Annotated in this window: 24 protein-coding genes and 1 pseudogene; 4 read left to right on the top strand and 21 right to left on the bottom strand. The window is 49.3% G+C overall.

The window, feature by feature from the left end; genetic code table 11:
• Positions 1-366 precede the first annotated feature (366 nt).
• The 3 genes from M1L66_RS05800 to M1L66_RS05790 all read right to left on the bottom strand — a co-directional run bounded on the left by M1L66_RS05800 (position 367) and on the right by M1L66_RS05790 (position 1,561).
• Entirely contained in the window at positions 367-645 is a 279-nt protein-coding gene (locus M1L66_RS05800; RefSeq protein ID WP_187023242.1) for a type II toxin-antitoxin system YafQ family toxin, read from the bottom strand.
• Positions 638-907, bottom strand: a complete 270-nt coding sequence (locus M1L66_RS05795) for a type II toxin-antitoxin system RelB/DinJ family antitoxin (RefSeq protein WP_055659015.1) — start codon at positions 905-907, stop codon at positions 638-640. Before M1L66_RS05795 ends, M1L66_RS05800 begins: the two co-directional genes overlap by 8 nt.
• An 84-nt stretch (positions 908-991) precedes the next feature.
• Positions 992-1,561, bottom strand: coding sequence for a ferritin-like domain-containing protein (locus M1L66_RS05790; protein WP_025529219.1), 570 nt, complete (start codon positions 1,559-1,561; stop codon positions 992-994).
• 439 nt (positions 1,562-2,000) lie between these two features.
• On the opposite strand from M1L66_RS05790, the gene M1L66_RS05785 reads away from it, so the two are divergent.
• On the top strand, positions 2,001-3,023 hold the full coding sequence (locus M1L66_RS05785) for a PTS transporter subunit IIC (RefSeq protein ID WP_187023243.1): 1,023 nt from the start codon (positions 2,001-2,003) through the stop codon (positions 3,021-3,023).
• 104 nt (positions 3,024-3,127) lie between these two features.
• Here the strand turns inward: M1L66_RS05785 and M1L66_RS05780 are convergent, their stop codons facing one another.
• The 11 genes and pseudogenes from M1L66_RS05780 to M1L66_RS05730 form a co-directional block, all read right to left on the bottom strand.
• Positions 3,128-5,815 (bottom strand): ABC transporter permease, encoded by a 2,688-nt coding sequence (locus M1L66_RS05780; protein WP_434694203.1) that lies wholly within the window; start codon positions 5,813-5,815, stop codon positions 3,128-3,130.
• A gap of 2 nt (positions 5,816-5,817) precedes the next feature.
• Complete coding sequence (locus tag M1L66_RS05775) at positions 5,818-6,498, bottom strand: ABC transporter ATP-binding protein (protein ID WP_002601366.1); 681 nt, start codon at positions 6,496-6,498, stop codon at positions 5,818-5,820.
• Between the two features lie 82 nt (positions 6,499-6,580).
• Positions 6,581-7,588, bottom strand: coding sequence for a sensor histidine kinase (locus M1L66_RS05770; RefSeq protein ID WP_434691480.1), 1,008 nt, complete (start codon positions 7,586-7,588; stop codon positions 6,581-6,583).
• Positions 7,575-8,261 (bottom strand): response regulator transcription factor, encoded by a 687-nt coding sequence (locus M1L66_RS05765; protein ID WP_434691478.1) that lies wholly within the window; start codon positions 8,259-8,261, stop codon positions 7,575-7,577. The genes M1L66_RS05770 and M1L66_RS05765 overlap by 14 nt, the downstream gene beginning before the upstream one ends.
• 41 nt (positions 8,262-8,302) lie before the next feature.
• Positions 8,303-9,010 (bottom strand): DUF5131 family protein, encoded by a 708-nt coding sequence (locus M1L66_RS05760; protein ID WP_434691476.1) that lies wholly within the window; start codon positions 9,008-9,010, stop codon positions 8,303-8,305.
• A 51-nt stretch (positions 9,011-9,061) separates the two neighbouring features.
• Positions 9,062-9,214, bottom strand: a complete 153-nt coding sequence (locus M1L66_RS05755) for a hypothetical protein (protein WP_434694372.1) — start codon at positions 9,212-9,214, stop codon at positions 9,062-9,064.
• On the bottom strand, positions 9,163-9,627 hold the full coding sequence (locus M1L66_RS05750; protein ID WP_434694201.1) for a class I SAM-dependent methyltransferase: 465 nt from the start codon (positions 9,625-9,627) through the stop codon (positions 9,163-9,165). Before M1L66_RS05750 ends, M1L66_RS05755 begins: the two co-directional genes overlap by 52 nt.
• 116 nt (positions 9,628-9,743) lie before the next feature.
• Complete coding sequence (locus tag M1L66_RS05745) at positions 9,744-10,739, bottom strand: DUF4825 domain-containing protein (RefSeq protein ID WP_187023248.1); 996 nt, start codon at positions 10,737-10,739, stop codon at positions 9,744-9,746.
• 188 nt (positions 10,740-10,927) lie between these two features.
• A pseudogene (locus M1L66_RS05740) lies at positions 10,928-11,377 on the bottom strand (RNA polymerase sigma factor); the annotation flags it as partial.
• 135 nt (positions 11,378-11,512) lie between these two features.
• Entirely contained in the window at positions 11,513-12,007 is a 495-nt protein-coding gene (locus tag M1L66_RS05735; RefSeq protein ID WP_434691473.1) for a hypothetical protein, read from the bottom strand.
• A gap of 38 nt (positions 12,008-12,045) precedes the next feature.
• Positions 12,046-12,651: a TetR/AcrR family transcriptional regulator gene (locus M1L66_RS05730; RefSeq protein WP_434691472.1), complete on the bottom strand. Its 606-nt coding sequence runs from the start codon at positions 12,649-12,651 to the stop codon at positions 12,046-12,048.
• 211 nt (positions 12,652-12,862) lie between these two features.
• Between M1L66_RS05730 and M1L66_RS05725 the strand changes: the two genes are divergently transcribed.
• Genes M1L66_RS05725 through M1L66_RS05715 form a run of 3 tightly spaced genes read left to right on the top strand, consistent with a single transcriptional unit; the run spans position 12,863 to position 14,023 of the window.
• Positions 12,863-13,207: an HXXEE domain-containing protein gene (locus M1L66_RS05725; RefSeq protein WP_187023251.1), complete on the top strand. Its 345-nt coding sequence runs from the start codon at positions 12,863-12,865 to the stop codon at positions 13,205-13,207.
• Complete coding sequence (locus tag M1L66_RS05720; RefSeq protein ID WP_434691469.1) at positions 13,185-13,511, top strand: hypothetical protein; 327 nt, start codon at positions 13,185-13,187, stop codon at positions 13,509-13,511. Before M1L66_RS05725 ends, M1L66_RS05720 begins: the two co-directional genes overlap by 23 nt.
• Complete coding sequence (locus M1L66_RS05715) at positions 13,493-14,023, top strand: hypothetical protein (protein ID WP_434691466.1); 531 nt, start codon at positions 13,493-13,495, stop codon at positions 14,021-14,023. Before M1L66_RS05720 ends, M1L66_RS05715 begins: the two co-directional genes overlap by 19 nt.
• Positions 14,024-14,430: 407 nt before the next feature.
• On the opposite strand, the gene M1L66_RS05710 is transcribed toward M1L66_RS05715, so the two are convergent.
• The 7 genes from M1L66_RS05710 to M1L66_RS05680 form a co-directional block, all read right to left on the bottom strand.
• Positions 14,431-14,796, bottom strand: coding sequence for an ACT domain-containing protein (locus tag M1L66_RS05710; RefSeq protein WP_434691464.1), 366 nt, complete (start codon positions 14,794-14,796; stop codon positions 14,431-14,433).
• Positions 14,797-14,815: 19 nt separating this feature from the next.
• Positions 14,816-16,480 (bottom strand): methyl-accepting chemotaxis protein, encoded by a 1,665-nt coding sequence (locus tag M1L66_RS05705; protein ID WP_434691461.1) that lies wholly within the window; start codon positions 16,478-16,480, stop codon positions 14,816-14,818.
• A 132-nt stretch (positions 16,481-16,612) separates the two neighbouring features.
• The gene (locus tag M1L66_RS05700) at positions 16,613-17,491 is read right to left on the bottom strand and encodes a helix-turn-helix domain-containing protein (protein WP_434691458.1); all 879 of its coding nucleotides are present in this window, start codon (positions 17,489-17,491) and stop codon (positions 16,613-16,615) included.
• A 271-nt stretch (positions 17,492-17,762) separates the two neighbouring features.
• Entirely contained in the window at positions 17,763-18,002 is a 240-nt protein-coding gene (locus M1L66_RS05695) for a ribonuclease HII (protein WP_187023256.1), read from the bottom strand.
• A 119-nt stretch (positions 18,003-18,121) separates the two neighbouring features.
• Positions 18,122-19,036, bottom strand: coding sequence for a helix-turn-helix domain-containing protein (locus M1L66_RS05690; RefSeq protein WP_434691456.1), 915 nt, complete (start codon positions 19,034-19,036; stop codon positions 18,122-18,124).
• 25 nt (positions 19,037-19,061) lie between these two features.
• A complete protein-coding gene (locus tag M1L66_RS05685) occupies positions 19,062-21,137 on the bottom strand; it encodes a HelD family protein (RefSeq protein WP_434694200.1) in 2,076 nt (691 codons plus the stop codon).
• A complete protein-coding gene (locus tag M1L66_RS05680; RefSeq protein ID WP_187023258.1) occupies positions 21,124-21,975 on the bottom strand; it encodes a helix-turn-helix domain-containing protein in 852 nt (283 codons plus the stop codon). Before M1L66_RS05680 ends, M1L66_RS05685 begins: the two co-directional genes overlap by 14 nt.
• Positions 21,976-22,032: the final 57 nt, after the last annotated feature.

Genomic DNA, 22,032 nt, shown 5'->3' with positions numbered 1-22,032 from the left:
TTGTGAAAATATCACATTTTTACGAGCCATTTTTTAGGCAAAAAGTAGATGTGAAAAGGACACAAGTCCTCTTTTTAACGACTGTGATCGAAAAATTAGTAATTTGCAATAAAGGGGTGGGGGGATTTCGGGAAGGTGCACCAGTCCGGATAGGAGAATGTTCATTACACATTTTAGCAATAAAGAACGACAGTGTTTTCAGAATAAAAAATAAGATATGAAAAAAACAAAACGCCAACTTAAACAACTCATTGAATATACATATTGTGCAAAAAGCAGCTTCCTGCCGCAAAAGCTCGCAGAGAATGCTTCAGACTTAGCAGAAAAAGCAATAGCGCCCTAAACCAGAATGGTTCAGGGCGTCCTTCAGAACAAATCACTGTGAGTACCGGTTCTAATTAACCGAAGAATTAACATTTCGTTGTTGATTTGGTATACCAGCAGCCAGTCAGGCTGTATGTGGCACTCCCTCATTCCTTTATAATTCCGGGAATCTGCCAAGCTATGGTCTTTGTACTTTGGCGGCAGCGGCTTCTCATTTACCAGCATGGTAATTACATCGGCCAGAAGCTTCGGGTTACAGCCTCTTTTAACTGCCAGCTTATAATCCTTTTTAAATTGCCCCTGATACTCGACTTTAAGCATTGAGATCCTCCATCAAAGCTTCCACACTGTCAAAGGGACCATGTATATCTTTTCCATTAACGGCATCATCCATAGCAGCTGAAGTAACCGCATTTGGCTTCTCAACTTTTAACTCAAATGGAATTCCGCCAACGTTAATACTTTGATGAAGAAACATATTTATTGCATCTGTAATCGTTATTCCAAACTTTGAAAACAAATGCTCGGCCTGCTCTTTAATGTCAGGGTCAATCCGAATATTTATGTTTGATGTCTTTGCCATTGTTATCATCTCCTTTAATAAGATTATAGCACAATGTGTTAACAACGTCAATACATTCAAATGCGATATATACTACAATTCTGATTAGATTTGCGATAAAAAATCACTGAATATTTTATAATGCAGCTTCTCGTCCAGAGACAGACGAGCGAGCATTTTGGATACCTGAGGGTCCTTGATCTTTTGAGACTGATCGGCATATGCCTGGGCGGCGAACTTCTCGGACTCGGCGTCTGTCGCCAGCACGGTACGGATATCGCAGCTGTAATCTACCATATTTCCGCGCCAGTACGAACACGGCTCCGCCGAACGGCATTCCGGCTGGCCGCCAAGAAGAGTAATGAGCTGTCCGATAATGGTAAAATGGTGTTGTTCAACCACAGCGATGCGCTGGATCACACGGCGTATGTTTTTATGTAAGGCGCGGGAATCCGGCTTGCAGGACTCGTTATTATAATTGCTGCCGGCAGTCCAGGACTGATACAGATATTGGTGTACCGTGGTCATTTCGCTGGCCGCTGCGGCTAAGTCCGGCATGAGGATCTGCGCGTACTGAAGATTTTTTTCGGTGACGGCGACCGGAGGATACCAGTTCGAATGGATAACCGGTATGGAGTCCGGATTCGCATGGATACTATACGGAGTATTATTCATAAAATCGCTTCCTCAAAAGATCTGTTAAAGTAGTTAAGTAATCTTTATGAGAAAAAGCCCTGATATAGAACCTTGTATATTATGACCTATCCCCACCGCTTCACACACTGTTTTTATCTAATTTTTATAACCAATATTTTTATACTGGTAAAACGCACAATTTTTTATTTTGATTTTTCCAAAGTTTGTGAACACTTTTTTGTGGGAATGAGTTATATTAATAATCGTAAACCCCCCCAATATATTATATAGTTTTTGCTACACCCCATAAGAAACGAAATACCTTCTCCGAAAAAAGGATCAGCTCCCCCGGCTGGTCCTTTTTCATGTTATTCTTGCAATTTTCCAATTCTATGGTAAAATACATAACTAACTGCTTTGGCATTTTCGCCAAATGTGTGCACCTGTAACAGACAAATACATAAAGGAGATTTCTAACATGGAAAAAACAGGCGTGAAAGAGTTTTTGAAACGTAAAAACGTCAACATCACCGTCCAGACCTATCTCATTGATGCATTGGGTGCCATGGCATTTGGCTTATTTGCCTCGCTGCTGATCGGCACCATCTTTGCAACGCTGGGTGACAAGACAGGTGTCGCGTTATTTGGCACCATTGCGGGCTACGCAAAAAGTGCGACCGGCGCAGCTCTGGGAGTATCGATCGCTTACGCGCTGAAGGCGCCGCAGCTGGTCTTATTCTCCGCCGCTACCGTCGGGATCGCCGGCAACGAGCTGGGCGGACCGGTCGGCGCACTGGTGGCCACCGTCGTGGCAGCGGAACTCGGAAAAATCGTATCGAAGGAAACCCGGGTTGACATCATCGTCACCCCCGGCGTCACCATCATCTCCGGCGTCCTGATCGCTCAGTTTGTAGGGCCGGGTGTGGCTGCCTTTATGGCCGCCTTCGGAAATCTGGTAAAAACAGCCACGGAGATGCAGCCCTTCTTCATGGGAATTTTGGTATCCGGCCTCATCGGAATCGCCTTGACGCTGCCGATCAGCAGCGCCGCTATCTGTATTATGCTGGCGCTCGACGGTCTGGCAGGCGGCGCGGCCACGGCCGGCTGCTGCGCCCAGATGATCGGGTTTGCCGTTTTAAGCTTCCGGGAAAATGGCTGGGGCGGTTTGCTGGCCCAGGGGCTCGGCACCTCCATGCTCCAGATGGGCAACATCGTAAAGAATCCGAAAATCTGGATTGCGCCCACGCTGGCCTCCCTCGTAACCGGTCCGGTCGCCACTGTGATCTTCCAGATGAAAAACATCGAGACGGCCTCCGGCATGGGAACCTGCGGGCTGGTTGGTCCAATTGGCGTCTATACCGCGATGGGCGGAGGTTCCAGAATGTGGATCGGAATTCTGCTGGTCTGCTTCCTGCTTCCCGCCGTTCTGACGCTGGTCTTCGGAGAATTTTTAAGGAAAGCCGGCTGGATCAGGGAAGGGGATTTAAAACTGGATCTGTAGCACGACATACTGTACTGCCGCACGTCATGCTGCACTGCAGAACAAAACAACCAAACTTTTTTCAAAACAGGGCCTGGCTTTTTCCGCCAGGCCCTGATCTTTTGTTAAGCCATATCATCTCGAAGCGCATCAATGATATTCTCTTTCTTTAATTTTCCGACTGCAAACACCATTGTGATAAACACGATAAAGAACACACTGAACGCGCTGACTGCCATACTTGCCCATGGAAATACGAAGCTTACGTCCGCTCCCCCGGCAGCCATGCCGCAGTAGATCAGCCAGGAGCAGATTCCCGCCGCCGGCAGCCCAAACAGCAGCGTCCGCATACCGTAGAAGGCACACTCAAAATTCATCATCTTATTGAAATCACGGTCAGACATTCCTATCGACCGGAGCATGGCGAGTTCCCGCCTGCGCAGCTTAATATTGGTGGAAATGGTATTGAACACATTGGCCGCCGCAATCAGCGAAATCATCATCACAAAAACATACGTAAACACATGAATGACAAACAGAATGCTGCGGTTTTCTTCAAACATCCGGTTCACATTATACAGGGTGTAATCGGTTCCTATTCCCGCTTCCTGAATCATTTCCGACATCTCCGCCGTCACCTGGGAGGGCTTATCTGCCAGAAAGGTCAGTCCCATTATCTCCCCCGCATCCGGAGATACAAACTGTTCTCTTAGCTGCCATGGTGCGACGATCATAAAGATAAACGGCTTCACATCGGAAGAGTTCTTTGGAAGTGTATCGAGAGGTATGGTATCGACGAAGGTGATACTTATCTGCTTCTCTTTGTCTGCCGATGGATTCCCTTTCACCTCCCCGGGCAGTTCGGCTCCGGGAGTGACCGATCCGCTCACAGAATCACCCACAAACATATTAACCAGCCCGCTCCGGCCGCTTTTCGTCTCATCTGATTTTTGCTTCGCTACGGCAATCATTTTCGCATTCTGGCCGGTATATTCTTCCGGAGACAATCCCTGGCTTTCGATAAAATTACGGAATTCTCTGTCCTCAATGAACTGGATATCTATCGGCAGTGTGACTGTCTCATCCGGATTCTCATACCCCATGTATTTCCGGTATTCGTCTGACAAGTCGCCAGCCCTGACCGCGCAGGAATATGACATAAGCGCCTGATAAGAGCTTTCTTTGATCCCATCCGCAGTTTTAAGCCTACCGTAAAGACGGAATAATTCATTTTCATCAATTTTCGGCGACGAAAAACAGATGTCAAAATCCGTATTTACCACGGACCGCTTCGCTCCCTGATTCAGGCAGCTTCCAAAAGCATTGGCCGATACAAACAGAACGACGCTTAAAGAGAGGGAAAGCACGATGCTGCGGCAGCGCTTCTTATTTCTTTTAAAATTTTTCAGAGCCAGCGTTCCCTCCAGGCCGCAGAGGCGCTGCGCCAGCTTCGATGTTCTCACGGCTCCCGTTTCGATTTTGATCTCATTGGTCTGGCGTATGCTTTCCATCACAGGTCTGGACGCCGCTTTCCTGGCCGGAATATAGGCGGCAAACAGAATTGTGACCAGACTGATCACCGCCGCCCCCGCTATGGCTGTACCGGACACAGTCAGCGAAAGAGACACGGCACTGTAGCCGAAGTTTTTGAACTTCTCGGCCACAAAGGATATTACAAGGCCAATGCTGCCAAGGCCCACAAGGATACCGATGGGAATACCAGCCGCACCGATACAGAGCCCCTCAAACAGCACCGAATTCCGCAGCTGTCCGGCCGTAGCCCCCACCGATGCCAGAATCCCGAACTGGCGCGTCCGTTCGTTCAGCGAGATGGTAAAGGAATTGTAAATCAGAAAAATCGAACCGGTCATGATCAAAGCCATCAAAATTCCGCCGATGGAATATAAAAGCATGTTAAACAGGTAATCGCTGGACACCCCCAGAAAACGCAGCACATTGTCATTCAGGACATATGCGCTTTGCCCGGCAGACCTTTCAATATAAGCCTTCACTTTTCCCGGATTTTTCAGTGTGACAAAGATGCTTAAGCTGGCCGTCTGATCTGTCAGGCCTGCCGTCTGACCTGCTGCCGTATCTGCTGCTGTATCTGCTGCTGTATCTTCTGTCGTATCTGCTGCTGTATCTTCTGTCGTATCTTCTGTCGTTATCAAGGTATAACCCGGCGCAGTAAATTCCTCGAAAGCCGGTCTTTCGCAGATGCCGACAACCGTATAGGTTCTTTCTTCCCGAGGCACAAAGGTTTCGTTTTCCTTCCCCGGCTCATTTCTGGCAGGAAAGGGATCATGCTGGCCGAGACGGCCTTCCCCAGCCATACGGCTTCCGATGGCAAGCGAAAGTGTGTCCCCCACTGCATAAGCAACGCCGCCGTTTGACGCGACATGGGCCGGAACCAGAATCTCCCCGCTGTTCTCAGGAAGTCTGCCAGAGACTAACTCAATGGGAACCGTGTCAAAAGCCTCTTTGCTGAATCCCGCAATAAAGAGATAGGGCTTGTTGGGATTTTTCCCGCCTTTCAGCTCCGCATAGCCAATATTTTCGGATATCGCTGTGCCAGCCACACCGTCGTCCCGGGCCCGCGCCTCCGCGAATGAGGAATCGACATCCAAAAACTCGACGTGCCATCCGCCATATTTCACGGTTGCGCCCTTAATCATGTAGTTCAGCAGAGAAACGGAGAACGTCGTGACAGCCGTGATCATAGCCGCGGACAGAATTACCCCGATCACGGTGACAATTGTCCGCGTGCGGCTCTTTTTCATGCTCTGCAGGGTGACCTTGTGAAAGATATTCATCATCACACCATCCTCTCATCCCGCACTACCTTACCATCCGAGATACCGATGATGCGGTCTGCCTGCAGGGCGATATTTTCATCATGCGTGACGACGATGAGGGTCTGCCGGTATTTTTTGTTGCTTAATTTCAGCAGATTGATGATCTCATGGCCGTTGTGGCTGTCCAGACTGCCTGTCGGTTCGTCGGCCAGGCAGACAGACGGCGCATTCATCAGCGCGCGCCCAACGGATACCCGTTGCTGCTGCCCCCCGGACAGCTGATTAGGCAAATGCGTTCTCCGGTCTTTCAGACCGAGCATTTCCAGCAATTCCTCCAGTCGTTCCTCGTTGACCTTCCTTTTGTCCATCAGGATGGGCAAGGTAATATTCTCCACCACATTCAGGGTGGGAATGAGGTTGTGAAACTGGTAGATCAGCCCCACCTGCCGCCTGCGGAAAATGGCCAGCTTTTCACTGTTTCCTGCATACACATCCTGCCCGTCTAAATACACCTTTCCGCTGGTCGGCACGTCCACGCCGCCGATGATGTGGAGCAATGTCGATTTGCCGGAGCCGGAGGGGCCGATGATCGCGGCAAACTCGCCCTTTTCGATTGTGAGTGAAACGTGGTCAAGGGCAGTAACCTGATTTTCACCCCTGCCGTAGACCTTGCATAGATTATCAATTTTTAAAAGCTCCATTATGTGAGCCTCCTTCCTCATGGTATACTCATATAATAGAGAATTCACCTTACATCTCTGTGACTTTTCAGTGAGATATCCGTCACTTTGGAAAACGGATGGTAAATACCGCGCCTCCCTGCGGATGATTTTTTGCAGTAATCGTCCCTCCCTGCCGGATGATAATCATCCTGCAGAGAGCCAGCCCGATCCCATATCCCGCCCTGTTTGCGCTTTTTCCACTGTAAAACCGCTCAAATATGTGAGGCAGAGCTTCTTTTTCAAATCCCGCGCCGCTGTCATGAATCGTAATCTCAGTGAACAGAACCGTATCCGTACAGTCAATCGCAATCGTTCCGTGATCCCCCGCGCTTTCCATACAGTTTTTAAGGATGTTCTGTACTGCCTCCGCCAGCCAGCCCGGGTCGCCCTGAACGATTATGGGGAATGCCGTCTTTGCATCTGCACGCACCTCTCTCTGCACCACAATCCCATGCAGTTCCATAGGGATCAGCAACGGCCGGAGAGCCGCGCTTATGAGGTCGTTTACGTCAACCGGCTCTCGTTGAAATACCACAACGCCCGCGTCCAGACGAGACAATTTAAGCAAAGACGTGATCAGCCAGTCCATGCGCACCAGCAGTTCCTCTGTTTCCCGAATAAAGGCCCTCCGTTCGTTTTCATCCGGATTTTTCTCCAGCAGGGAAAGCGTTAAGTTTGCAGACGTAAGAGGTGTGCGGAGCTGATGGGCGATATCGGCCAGCGAATCGGCAAGATGCATTTTTTCATTTTTCAGCGCCTCGTTCTGTTCCCGAATGCGCAGCAGCATTTTCGTTATTTCGCTGTGGAGAATAGACAGCTCGCCCTCTTCCAGTTCGTCGAGATCCAGACGGTCGGCATTGTGCAGCACGAGATCGATCTGATTGGAAAGCCGTGCGATACTCCTGTATCGGGCTTTCGTAAACAGGAAAAAGGCGATGCCGAAAACAGAAGTTGAAACGGCGGTAAGAATTCCGGCCGCCGTATTGATGGTAAATCCAAGTGCTGCCGTGACGGCTGCCGTCAGGACGAACACCATGGCAAACTGCCGAAACTCCTTATTCCGAAACATTTCCGCCCCCCAATCGATACCCGGTTCCGCGGACAGTCAGAATAATCTGCGGATTTGCAGGATCATCCTCTATCTTCTCCCGCAACCGCTTGATATACACAGTCAATGTATTATCATTGACAAATTCGCCCGCCACGTCCCACAATTCATCAAGCAGCCTGCTTCTCGTGATAATATTCCTGGAATTATTAACAAACACCAGCAGTAAACGGTACTCCAGCGCTGAGAGGAAAACCTCGCGCCCGTTTTTTTTCACAACGCCGCCCGCCATATCGACGGAAAGCCCGCCGATTTCAAATGCCGCCCCGCTGCGCCCATTTTTTCGCAGCGCAGCCCCGATCCGCGCGATCAGCTCCCGCGGGCGGAAAGGCTTGGTAATATAGTCGTCAGCCCCCATATTAAGCCCTGTGACAACACTCGTCTCATCGCCCGAGGCAGTCAGAAAGATCACTGGAATATCCTGGGTCTCCTTGATCTTTGTATATACGGTAAAACCATTTCCATCGGGCAGCGCAATATCAATCAGCGCCAGATCAAATTTATTGCCGTCTGCTGCGGCAAATGCTTCCTCCCGCGTGGGGGCGTGGGTGACCGTAAATCCCTCCGAGCGCAGCAGAAGCATAAGGTTTTTCGCAATCTCCCTGTCATCCTCTACCAAAAATATCCGCGGCATTCGTCATTCCTCCAATCTTTCCATAGCTTCATCGGCCGGCACTAGATATCGATCCCTGCCTTGCGCGCCTGGCTTCCCAAGTCCTTCACCGCCAGCGTGTACCGTTTGCCGTCCTTGATAAAATGAGTCCCGCACTGCCTGAATTCAAAATGAATCCCGTTTTCCATACACTGCTGCCTCAGCCAGAGCACCCACTCATAATCCAGGGGCCGCGCATTCCGGTCGGATTCGCCGCCGGCCACCACCAGTTCAACCCCGGATAAATACGGACGTATATCGATCCTTTCAATCAGCGGCTGGCAGATGATATTTTTATGCCTGATCGGAAGGCCGGAAAAGATGGAAAGCCGTTCATCGGCCCTGGCCTGATTTTCTACTGTACAGCATACCGTCACATTGTCATATCCATTTTCCCAGTCGGGAGGAATACACTGCATAAACCGTTCAATACGTTTCGTCAGAAAGAGAAAATGCAGGTCCGTTCTCTGACGAATCATCTTCCAGCATTCTTCCCGCCACGCATCAGCCTCGTCAACCAGAAAATCGGACTGGAAGCAGAGATATACCACCTGGCCCGGCTTCATTTTGTATTCACCGTTCTTCTTTTTCTCGATGGGCGCAAAGAATTTATCCGTACGGATCACCTCGGCCGTATTGATCCCTTTTCTTGCATCGCCTTTGTGAATATAGCAGTATCTGCAGCCCTCGCTGTGCCGGTGGCACCCACGCCACGGATTCCAGACAGCCATCCTGGTTCCTCCTGTTCTTACTGAGAGTTTTCACTAAGTCATTTTAAATTATCAGAAGCTGCACTCATACAAAAACATTTCCGAGCAGTTATCTTCAGCTATCTCTTTTTCAAAGGATGAATATACGAGAACCGTTGTAAATCCGATTTCTTTCAGAATCGATTCCATTTCTCCCAATTCATAGAGATGCGTCTGAAAATCCATCCGCTCCTCCTGCAATAATTCCGTACCGCAATATAATTCATAAAGTCCCGGTCCAAACTGTGTATGGCTTGTCTTATACTCATCGGTATCGGGGCAGCGGTTTGCCGTCGTATCGACTGCGAAAACAAATTTTCCGCCTTTTTTAACAGGGTCTTCATCTTGCTTAAAATGCTTTTACAGGACTCCATATCCGTAAACAAGGATACGGAACCTGATGAGATAAAAATGTAATCAAAGCTCTCCTGCGTCTGATATTTCTCTATATCGTTCTGTTCTACCATGGAATCCGGTGCTTTTTGCTTCAGCTTTTCAAGCATTTCCCTGGAATTATCGACACCTTTGATCTGATACCCTTTTTCCAGAAACGGGATCAGGAATCTCCCGCTTCCGCATAAGGGCTCTAAAATTGACATTTCTTTTTCGGCGTATGAAAGATAAAATTCCAACTCATCCTGCGGCGCCTTTTCATGCAAAATCTCGTACATTTCCGTACACAAACTGCCATAATAATTTTTCTTTAATTCCATATTTACTCCTTCGTCACACCAGTCAGATCAAGCAGCCTCTGAACCGCTTCCGGACTCTCTGCAAATGTCTCAATGGGTTCTCCCGCCCACTCAGAACAGGCCTCCCTGGTCATGGTCCCCTGTCTTACCTGCGGCCCGTCTTCCAGTTCGACCGTGTAAGTCCAATTGACCTCTCCCAGATTTCCGGTCAGAGCCATCAGGACACAGGCGTATCCCTTCATTTGCTCTTCAAACACAGCCGAATTCGCCGCGCTGTTCTCAAAGTTCAATGTCCATCCAAACGGTTCCTCCGAAGTCTGAAGCTCATTTTTAAAGCTGCCAAGCGCCCTGCCGATTCCGAGCAGCTGTGCGACTCTGCCGTTGGCGGACATATCTCCCACATACGGATGCTTCGCGGCGAATAATTCATTTGCCTGCCTGCTTACAATGGTTCCGTCCTGCTTCACACTCATTCCATTGATGGAAAGATCCGTTCCCACCTCCGTTAAATCAATGTTCAGGTTAAATACTCCGCTCCTGTTCCAGACAGACGGCAGACACGCATAGATCACCATTTTTGTATTTCCATCATCCTCTCCAACCAGTTTATACCTCCGGTACACAGAGGCGGAATCGTAAAAGACACCTCCGACCGCCAGCATGTGTTCGTTCACATTTGCATACGTCACCAGATAGGAATCCACCGGGTATCCGATGACAAACAGCTTTAAAAACAGGGCCAGCAGGACTACGGCAAATGCGGAGCCAATGCCTAAAAGTACTTTTCGCAGATTGCTCTTCCTGATTTTTTTCAAATAATCAATTTCCCGTTCATTTTCTTTTCGTTTTACATCCGTTTCACGTCCAAGGTCCTCTTTCATCCGCAGATACCGGCCGCGGCAGTCCTCACAGTTCTCCATATGCGCCTCGATCTGCCTGCCGCTCTCCTCGGACGTCAGCCCTTCCACATACAGCGGAAGAAGATCGCGGATCATTTCACAGGGTATGTTCTGTTTCATTTTCCTTCGCCTCCTTTACAATTCTTGAGTACTCTCGGAAACTCCTTGTGCTCAGATTTGTGAGATGATTTTTCGTCAGATGTGCACAAATTTACGAGGCGTACACGGTGTGTACGTTGAATAAATTTGTGTGCATATGGCGGAAAATCAGCCACAAAGATGAGTGCAAAGGAGTTTCCGAGAGTGCTCTTCTTTCCCCGATAGAAAGTCACTCTCGCCCAGTTCTCGCTCTTCCCCATGATCTCTCCGATCTGGCCAAAGGTCAGACTGCCGGTCAGGCGCAGATACATCACCTCCCGCATGGGGTCCTCCAGATGATGAAGCAGCTTCATGACCGAAAGCTGATCCCAGGAACAGAACACTTCCTCCTCCGCGGAAGGGACTGCAATCTCTTCCGCTTCCTCGAAATCGGCCCTGCCCTTCTGCTTCCGCAGATGATCGAACCATACGTTCCGCGCAATGCCGCAGAGCCAGGTAGATACACTGCTCTGCTCTTTGAATTTATGGATGCTTTTCACCGCCTGATAGAATGTTTCCTGGGTCAGTTCCTCCGCCAGATCCGGGTTCTGTGTCTTCGTCAGGAGAAAGGCATATACTGTTTTGGCGTGTGATAAATAGATCTGTTCCATGGAATCCATATATGTGTTTCCTCCTCTCTGTTAATTAGTGTTGCAGAAACCCGATTCGTTACAGGCCAGTTACAATTTTTTTCATTTAGCTTCTATAAAACTTTTTCTTCGACCGTATCTGCTGTTTCCATTTACAGCAGTCGTTTAAATGCAGCATGGGGTCCCGTGTCGGCGGCATGAGCAAAAGCCCTGCCCCGTCCTTCTGCCGACCGCGCTCCTGTATTGCAGCAGTTCGGCGGGGCGCAGCGCCTTGCTGAGCTCCATGATCTGATCGTCACTCATCGCGTTGCCGGTATCTGCAACTGCTGTTCCCAGACACCGGGCCCACTCCCTGTTCCATACCTGCTCCCCTCCGGAGACCAGAAGATTCATGGTCAAATCCTCCAGCCTGGCTATATGCCAGAGTGCCCATGCGATCGTCTCATCCTTTGATGTCACCATCACCGCATACTCCGGGTCCTCCAGGTCTCCGGTCAGCCGGTCCAGCTCATTCTCCTCGCCCCCCGACACCTCCGAAAGATGCAGGGCGCCATGAAGCTCTGAAAACAGACGCCCGGCATCAGCCAGACAATCTGCCTTCCGTATAATCTTCCCCAGTTCCTTATGCACTTCACCCAGTCCTGCTCCAAAATATTTCATAGTTTCTCTCCCTGTTCTTTGCATTTATGTTATAGTTGTTATAAATCCTGTTTTGTCTGCTGCCCCTCCTCCCCCGACTGCTGGAACTCCTGCATTGCCAGAAGGATATTGCGGACAAAGGGCGGAACTACCTCACGCACCGTATCATAGTCATGATTCAGACACCATTTTAAGGACGACATGGTCAGAGCCGCGTAGGTTCCGGACAAATAATCCATTTGGGTGGCATTGCCGATAAATCCTGAACTGTAGGCAGCAATAAACCGGTGCTTTAAATAATCCGCCATCTCGTTCTCCAGATTAACCTCATCCGTATGTATTTTCCAAAGATTCAGAAATGCTTCCCGCTTATCATACAGCACCTCGTAAATCATATCGATGGTCTCATAAACTTCCCTGTTCTGCGATGCATTAAAACGGTTTTCCAGCATAAGCTGAAACTCCTGAAACATCCGGTCCGACAGCAGTCTGGCCAAATCGTATTTGTCTGAATAGTGTTTGTAAAAGGTTGATCGGTTGATCATCGCCTCGTCCAGAATATTCTGCACCGTGATCTCGGAAAAGGACCTCTTTTCCAGCAGCCGCAGAAATGACTGTTCTATGTTTTTCTTCGTTTTAATCACACGCAAATCCTGCTGATTCATGTCATTTCCTCCTCGCTATGAGCGTTTAGCGGACATCTTTTGGCCGCTTACGTGCAAGAATAGCTGCTTGATACGAGCAGAATAGCACATTCCGTATGGTTAAGCAACTGCTTGTCGCATTTTATTGCTTTTCCTATAACTTCCGTTCTATCTGGTGATTGAAACTTTTTTCCGGCCCCCTTACAATCGGTGGGAAAGGAGATGATTATTTATGAAAGCAATTGTATGGCTGCTGCCGCTGCTATTTATTCTCCATGATATGGAAGAGATCATTCTTGCTATCCCACGGAAAAGCAGTGAGGCTCTAAAGAAACAATTTATTCGGGTACGTTTCGTCCCATTCGGCACATTTTTCAATACGGAAAGCTTCTCGATCGCTGTCTGCAAGCAATTGCTGCTTCTAACCTTTGTATCGGCGTTCGGTTACTTTACGGGACACTATGAATTGTGGCTTGGCTTCCTGGCCGCCGGAACCGTAGTGGCTGCAGTCAATATGAAACTGCTTCATCGATGCGGGGAGGTGTTTACAGACTATGTTTCTTCTTTTTTCCGATAATGAACAGATGAATTTTCAGATCAACCGCGCGCTGATGTCCGTCCTATCTGAACCTGCACTGCCGTCACAGACAGACGAAAACGCCCGGACACTGGCCGATCAAAATGCCCGGACACTGGCCGAGATAACGGCAGCGGCTTCCAAAATCACCGATATGGAAAGTTGGTCGGCCACCTGGTGGGCCGCAGCTGAAAAAGCCCGCACGGAGCAGCGTTTCAAACATGCAGCCGCTTATTACCGCATGGCAGAATTTTACCTCCCCGATACATCAGTCCGAAAAGAAGAGTGCCTGCAATCCGCTTAAAAGCCAGACCGGGAAGTGCCCCTCATCTCTGTTCGTCAGACATTGTAAGCCCTCCTAACCGATCTTCGGCAAAAAATGAGCGGGGTGTTATCCTGATTCACGGCGGCTACGATTCCTTTACGGAAGTATTCTATCCGCTCCTAAAAGAATATCCGGATAAAGGCTATACCATCTTATTATTTGAAGGGCCGGGGCAGGGACAAGCGAGAAAAAATGGCCTCGTCTTTACTTACGAGTGGGAAAAACCGGTAAAGGCCATTCACCGTCTCTCACCGTTAAAAGGAACTGTTCTCCGGCTGCTTTTATTAACCGGGAGGAGAGAGCTTATCAATTCCCTGATACGGCGGAAAATGGAGTCTGACCTGGACCTAAACTGGAAAATAACGCATGACTCCTCTGTCACTAGCCGGATATTTACTGCGCTGGAAGGCGGAGAACAGTACTGTCAGGTCGGCGGCTTTGAACTGGCTCGGGCAGAAATAGAAAAGTTTCTTTCTTTAATGATCACTTGACACTCTGAGCAGCAAAATACGAGAATGGCAATACAACCGACGCGAATACTCATCAAATACAAACTGGAAGCCAGCCTCTGTAAAGCGTCTAAATGACGGATCCCAGTCAATAAAATCAGTGGATTTTTATCCATTTCCGACAATCAATATTTTTTTACTGGTAAAACGCACAATTTTATCTTTGAAATTTCCTGAAGTTTGTGAACACTTTTGTAGGGATTATGGTGTATATTAATAATTGTAACCCCCCCCAATACATTATATAGTTTTTGCTACACCCCATAAGAAACGAAATACCTTCTCCGAAAAAAGGACCAGCTCCCCCGGCTGATCCTTTTTCATTGTCTTAATATATTATTTTGCCCTGTGAGAAAGGGGCGGCAGACTCGCGTCCGCCGCCCCTTTCCCTATTTTACCAGATAGCCCTTCTCCGCGAGCGCTTCCGCCGTCCGCAGGAAATCTTCTTTCTTCGTCAGAACGTAATCGGTGTTATACGTGGAAACAACGAAAATACCGATCGAATGCTTCGCCAGGACTGCCGATATATCCGCCAGGATTCCAATCAGGGAAAAATCCAGCACTCCCTCGATCCGAAATGCCTTCCAGCCATCCTCTCGGTCCGTCGTCTCCTCCGGAACATGCTCCGTTCTGCACACCAGTGATAATTCCTCATCCGTTTTCCCGATAAAATAAAACGAATCCGTCAGATTGACTCCTGACAGGTCCCGGATTTTACAAACCGAGAAATCGTCGTTTAAAAGCTTTATTTCCATGTAACTTCCTCCTGTCACCTTATTTCATCATATTATCACGTTTGAGCTGAAAGGCAGCCACTATACCGTCTAATCTTCTCGCTTCGGCGGAGAGCGTCTGGCTGGCCGCCGCTTCCTCCTCGGCGGTTGCCGAATTGGACTGCACGATCTCGGCAATCTGTTCCATGCCGCCGCGTAAGAGCCTGATGTGCTCCGCCTGCTGGGCCGACGCGGCCGATATCTCCCGCACCAGTCCCATCGCCTGATTGGAAGCAGACACGCCCTGCTCTATAGCTTCGGCTGTGGCAGCGGCGATCTCTCTGCCCTTTCTGACCGCCGTGTTGGCATTCTCGATCAGCTTCGCCGTATCCCTGGAAGCCGCGGAGCTCTTCCCCGCCAGACTCCTCACTTCCTCCGCAACCACGGAAAAGCCTCTGCCCGCCTCCCCGGCCCGCGCGGCTTCGACGGCAGCGTTCAGCGCCAGCAGATTCGTCTGCAGGGCAATATCCTCGATCACCTTTGTGATTCGCTCAATCTCTTCGGAAGCGTGTGTGATATCATTCATGGCGGCCGTCAGCTGTTCCATCTGAGCCTTTCCCGCCTCCAGCACCCGGACCGCGTCCTGGGAGACGAGACTGGCCTCGCCCGCGTTGCGAGCCGTACTGTCAACCTCATCCGAGGCGGCTTCCAGCGTCGCCGCCAGTTCCTCCACCGAAGCGGCCTGTTCCTGGGCCCCCTCACTCAGCGTCATGGCGCCGTCTGCCACCATACCGGCACCATCTGCCACCTGGGCGGACGACCGGACGATCTCTTCCAGCGTATGATTTAACCGCAGCGTAATATGAACCAGAGATTCCCGGATGGAGCTGAAATCCCCGACGTAATCCAGTGTGGGACTCACCGTCAGGTCATTGGCCGAAATCCGTTCCAGCACGTATGCCAGCTCTCCAATATACTCTCTCAGCCGCTTTACGGTAAGTTCAAAGGTTCCTGCCAGCTCTCCGATCTCATCTCCCGACGTAATTCCAGATACCACAGGAGTATTAGAGGCAATTCCAAAATCTCCCTGTTCCACCGTGCGGGCAAACTTCCTGAGGCTGGCGAAGGGAAGCGATATGGCCCTCTTCGTAAAAAACAGAATCAGTCCAACGCCCACCGCCGCGCAGATCAGCCCCGCAAGCCCCATAGCCCACAGCGCCCGATACATCGTGGACTTCGCCTCATAACTCGAGACTCCCGAAAAAATGAGCCCTTCAATCGTCCCATCCACTCTATACAGCGGTACATAGGAGCAGACATGGGGTACACCCAGGATCAGGGTCTCTCCTACAAATGATTTCCCCTCTGAAAGGACTATCTTCGCAACAGCCGGATCCAGCGTCGTTCCGGTGACGCGCTCTCCAGCCTTTATGATCGTGGTGGCTGTCCGCTTATCTCCCTGAAAGATCGTATACTCGTAACCGGTCTGAGCCTTCAGTTCATCGAGAAGCTGCGTCCTGTCCCGATCCCCATTTTCCGCCTTCGAAAGCTCATAATTCAGCAGATTCGTTCCCTGCACACATTCCGCCTTCAGCATGTCCATGAACTGCCTGTGGAAAATGATTCCACAGAGAGTAATAACAATAGCTGTGCTCGCACACAGCAGGGCACCAGCCAGAATACTGAATCTGGCGCCTAGTTTCAGTGACTTTTTATGGCGCTCCATACGTGGCCCTCCTGGAATTAATTTCCTGTTCCTTTCTGTTAATAAGAAATATTCTGCTTAAACATATCACGAGGGCTTATGTCTGTCAAGAACTTTGAAAGGGCTTTCAATTCCAGGAGGAACGGCCTGTTTTTACAGTTTTTTCACCGGAAGCAGTTCAATATATCCTCTTGTACCGACCGGTTCCAGCTGAATCCGGGGATTTTCGCTGTCCCACCGGTATCCCGCGGCCGACGGCTCGTATCTCTTTATCGCTGTCTGAACCGCCTCGATCGCTGCGCAGTAGTCTTCTTCCTCAAAGGTTTCCCCCTGGAACATGAGGTATTTGGCCGCAGGGAGTTCGATCACATCGAAGCCCTCCGGAACCGGACCGTCGTAATCCATGGTGACCTCCACGCCCTGTACATAGACTGAGGTCCCAGGCTTACGCAAGGCCTCCGGAAGCCAGAGGCATACCGGTTCCCCGCAGAGGGATTTCATGCTGGTTAAGAGTCCCCAGACATCGCAGCCCACCTCTTCACAGTAGGGGAAGTAGTCCTCCGCCTTCACCCCTCTCTTGATAATCACTTTGCGCTCTGGTTTGTCAATTGCCTGAATAAACACATTTCTCACATTTTCCATTGCATTCCATTCCTTTCTGATCTCTCTGTATTTGACGCCATACGGGGTAAACAGATACAACGGAATCGGATTCCCGGCGTATTCACGCGGATTGCAGCCAAACTCCCGGAAGAACGCCCTCTGGTATCCATCCACGCTGCCGAACCCATACTCAAACGCCACGTCTGCGATTCTGCACTGCTCGTCTCTCAATTTCAGTGCGGATTCGGAGAGGCGCAGCCGCCTGATATAGTCGGCCGGAGTCTGGTTCGTCCACTGCCGGAACAAACGGTAGGAATGCCACGGCGAGAACAGCGATACCCTGGATAAATCAGCCAGCGTAACCGTCTCCCTTAAATGCTCCTGAATATAGTCCTGCATCCTCTGAACCGCTTCCACCTGTTCCTTCATAACTGTCTCCTCCTGTTCTGTGCACCCAGCGGGCGTCTTGAAACCGCTTGCGTGCTATTTTGTCATCTTCACCTAAAAAGTTTCTTCACGAACTTTCTGATGTATCTGACACGCTTATCATACAAAAAATCATAAAAATACTCTCGACCTTTTTTGCTGAACGGAATTCTGATACAGCCGCCCTCTGCACTGAATTACCGGGCGTATTTCAAAACAGCCCGGTGTGCTATTTCAGCACATCGGGCCGTTTCGTTGAATTCCATGGCGGCGCTCAGCAGTCGCCCACATAATAATTCACAATGTTCAGGTAATCCGCTGGTGTGGGAACCTCCAGGCACAGACTCAGAATCTTCCTGTTCCTCTGATATTCCGCCTGAAGCTTCGCCTGGATTCCGTATTCATTGTTTATATTTTCTTTTCTTCCATCAGAGTCCACCATATAAACGGGCCCCGTACATTCATTGACAGCTTTCAAAAATTCCTTCATATCTAAAATCCTGAGTTTCATCATATCTATCCCTCCTGAATAAAACCGTCCGGCACGCCGGACACCTGCACTGTCTGATCTGTTGTCTTCTCTTTACAATATCATTATAGTGCAGTTTATTTCAGGAAAATATCATCTTACTGTCAATCTATATCATAATTCCGCCATTTGCTTCGGTACTCCATGGGACTGCATCCGATGCGTTCCCGGAATACCTTTCCGAAATAGCTGCTGCTTCCCAGTCCGCAGGACTGACATATCCTGGTGACGGAGTCATCCCCTTCCGCCAGCATGTGGCACGCCTTCTGTAAGCGGTAATCTGTCATATATTCCACTGGCGTCATCTTCAGGCAGTCATGAAACGTGCGGAAGCACTCCCTCTCGCTGATATAGGCGGCTGCCGCAAGCTCTGCCACCGAAATCTTATCCGCGCAGTGTTCATGGATATACACCATCATCATCTTAATCTTTTCACTCGGCCTGCTGCCCTGGGCGCCATCACCGAAAAGTGGCTCTGCGATCGCAAGCAGACGGCACCACAGCTCCGAGAGAAGGGCCCGCAGGCGGATCTCGTAACCATACTCATCCTCCGAAAGTTCAAACGATTCCCGGAGCATCCCAAGGAACTCCGCGTGCTCCGGCCGGTCCGGATAAAGCCCGATCATCTCGATACCAGGGGCTGTGACCAGCGGCCGCACGTATTTCTGGTCAATCCGGCTTCCCGTCTGCCCGCTCACCAGCAGCGGATCGAAAATATGAATCATGGAAACCGACGTCTTCTCCCCCTCCTTCACCCGCGACATGTGGAGTACATTGGAGTTGACGAAGCCGGCGGAGCCCTGTGGGAGGATGATCTTCCCCTGGGGTGTGACATACTCCACCGCCCCCTCTTTCATATAAAACAGTTCGACTTCCTTATGCCAATGCCACGGCGACTGCTTCCCCAGATGCTTCTCCAGTTCCACATAGGAAGCGATATAAGGAAAATCCGGCGAAAAATCAGGCAGCTGCTCTTCATAGCTTCCCGGCTTTAATTCTACAGTATGGATAACTTTCATGGCGACCTCCTGTCTCTGGTCTTTATTATACCAGAACGAGAGGCCGCTGTAAAAAGGAACTGCTGACCAGTTCCGTTCTTTTTCCAGAGTAAAGCAGCGTCAGTTCATGCATGGCCCTCGTACAGGCAATGTAAAGCAGGCTGCGGTCATACTCTGTCCTGTAGTTTTCATGGTCTGCATCCGCAAGGATTACCTCGTCGAACTCCAACCCTTTTGCCATCTGAATGGAGGTAACTGTTACCCCATTCTGAAAACTTGAACTTTCCGGAGTAATTAAACTTACGTTACAGTCCGCAGAAAGAATCTCATACATCTGTGCAGCCGATCGATTTGTCTTTAAAATAACTCCCAGGGAAACGTTTCCCCCATTTTCAAAATTACGGATTTTCCGCTTAATCTCACGGATCTTTTCCTGCTCATCAGCACAGGAGATTATGACCGGCGCTCTCCCATGCCGTTCTACCGGCTCTAAGGACACAACATTCTGAACGCTTTTGGCAAATGTCATAATTTCATATGTAGACCGGTAGCTCCTACTCAGCGTGACAAACTCTGCTTCCGGATAAATTGTTCTTAAATCCTCCAGAGAATAACGGTAATGGGGATTGATGGACTGACCAAAATCTCCCAAAATTGTTTTGGGACACGGAAACATCTGATTCAACACCGCGTACTGAACCGGCGTATAATCCTGCATCTCATCGACCACCAGATGTTTCGTAACTCCGCTTTTCTTTATCCCGTCAAAAGCCGCCCGCAGGTACATAAACGGATAGACATCCGCCCACTCCAGTGTCTTTTTAGATGGCATGACAAACAATTCCGGCCGTCCAAGCCACTTATAAAACGCCCGATAGAGAGCAAACAAATTCTTAATCGTGAGCATGGAGTTTAAACTCTTCAAAATCGTTCCCCGCCGCGGAAGATCTTCTTCCATAATATTCTCGCTCCGGAACCGTTCATAAATATCATCCGCTGTCATGGAAAGCCTCTGCTTTACCGGATAACCGCTGTAGGCGCGGAATCTGGTCCTGATCCACTCCCTGTCCGCCTTAAATCTCCCAAAAATATAATCGGTTGGTACAAACAGGAGGTCCGGCAGCTGTCTGATGTATTCATCCATCTCTGAGACGAATTTCATTGAAGACTTGTACCGTGCTCTTTGTATCCACGCTTCCTCCCTCGCTTCAAGCGGGTCGTGTTCCTTCTCAAAACCAATGATGCCTTCCAGCTGTATATCAGCAAGTTCAGCAAATCCCAGTTCATAGATTGGTTCCTCTCCAAGCTCCGGTATAACATTAGAAATATAATCTCCAAACACTTTATTCGGAGACAGTATTGTCACATTTCTGGCACTCAGCTGCCGTTTATGCCGATAGAGCAGAAATGCGATCCGGTGCAGTGCAATAGAGGTCTTCCCCGAACCCGCGACCCCCTGTATCACCAGGGTTTCCGCCTTTTCGTTTCTAATGATCCGGTTCTGCTCCTTTTGAATGGTGGAGATGATAGATTTCATCTTCTCATCGGAGGTATGGCTCAGCTCCCTCTGCAGAATCTCGTCCTGTACGTTAGCGGAGCTTTCCAAAGCGTATTCCATCACCCCGTCCTTTATTTTAAACTGGCGTTTCCTTGTCAGTCTCCCTTCGATCCTTCCGGATGGCGAGTCATAGAAGGCCGGCCCGGTTTCAAAATCATAAAACAGACCGGAAACCGGGGCACGCCAGTCATAGATCAAGAGGTCATTTTCATATTTAAAGGTAAATTTGCCAATATAAAAGGGGTCCTCTTCCGTTTCGTCTTCCCCACAAAAATCAACTCTGGCAAAGTACGGAGATTCCTTCAGTTTCATGAGCCGGTTACGCACCTCCACGGAAAATGCCCCCGTCCGATCCGTCTGTTTTAAAAGAAGCTCATTCTGAAACATTTCATGGGGATCGATTTCGCCCCTGTTCTCCGCCATATACCGCTTGGAAGCCTTATACTCCCGGTCCAGCTTCTCTACATCTTTTTCCGCCCTCTCAAGAGCATACTCCAGCTTCTTATTCATATCCTCCAGATGAGCCGCCTCATCCGGAAACGGAATACTGCTATTGTCCATTATTATTTTCCTCCTGCGGCAGAATAAACCGCTGAGTCGGATATCCATACTCCACCAGAAGTTCTGCCTCTGCAAATCCAAGTCCCTGAATCTGCTTTCGCTGCCCTGTATCCGCCCGATCTCCTTCTCTGTATGTGGTAATACTTATTTCCTTCCCTTTCATCAGTTCTCCCATCACCTTATGCAGAAATGCTCTGGGGATCCCCTTTTTACGATACAGCGGATGACTTCCCATGAAATCAATACTCCCAGTCTCACTGGAGAATAAAAGAATTCCTACTGCAGTATTCCCATCCTTCAATATCAGGGCTTCTTTTGCCTCTATTTTCTGCTTAAGCACACCAATATACTCGTCCTCACACAAATATGGAAATCCGTCCACCACCAGTCTTACCAATTCCATCCAGCATGAGATATCCTCTTCATCTGCAAATGTGATATCCCAGGGTATCTCTTTCCTTTCACTCAACATAGCATAACTCCCTTCAAACCTAAATCTCATCTGCAACGGATAGAACCTCTCATTTTCCCGATACTTATTCGGCGGCATCTTATACATATCCGTAAAAATAGTGGTAAAGGCCTGTTGGCTCTTATAGCCGGCCATCAGCGCGATATCAATAATAGGCCTGTCTGAAAAAACCAGAAGTTTTGCTGCTTCTGTCAACTGCCTCCGTTTAATATAATCATGGATCGTAAGGCCCACTGTATCCGAAAATACACGGTGCAAATGGTATTTGGAATAATGAACCTCTTCTGCGATCTCGTCCAGTTCCAGCTTTTCAGTCAGATTATCCTCGATAAACCCAATTACCTTCCTTACTTTATCGATGCGTTTCACGGGCTGCCTCCTTTCTGTCAGGTACCCATTATAAACGATAAATAGCTTACTGTTTTT

The organism is Hungatella sp. SB206 (genome assembly GCF_051132295.1).
In the GTDB taxonomy this organism is placed as follows: Bacteria; Bacillota; Clostridia; order Lachnospirales; family Lachnospiraceae; genus Hungatella; species Hungatella effluvii.
The sequence above is the reverse complement of the archived record's forward strand: the minus strand, read 5'-3'. Positions and strand labels throughout refer to the sequence as shown.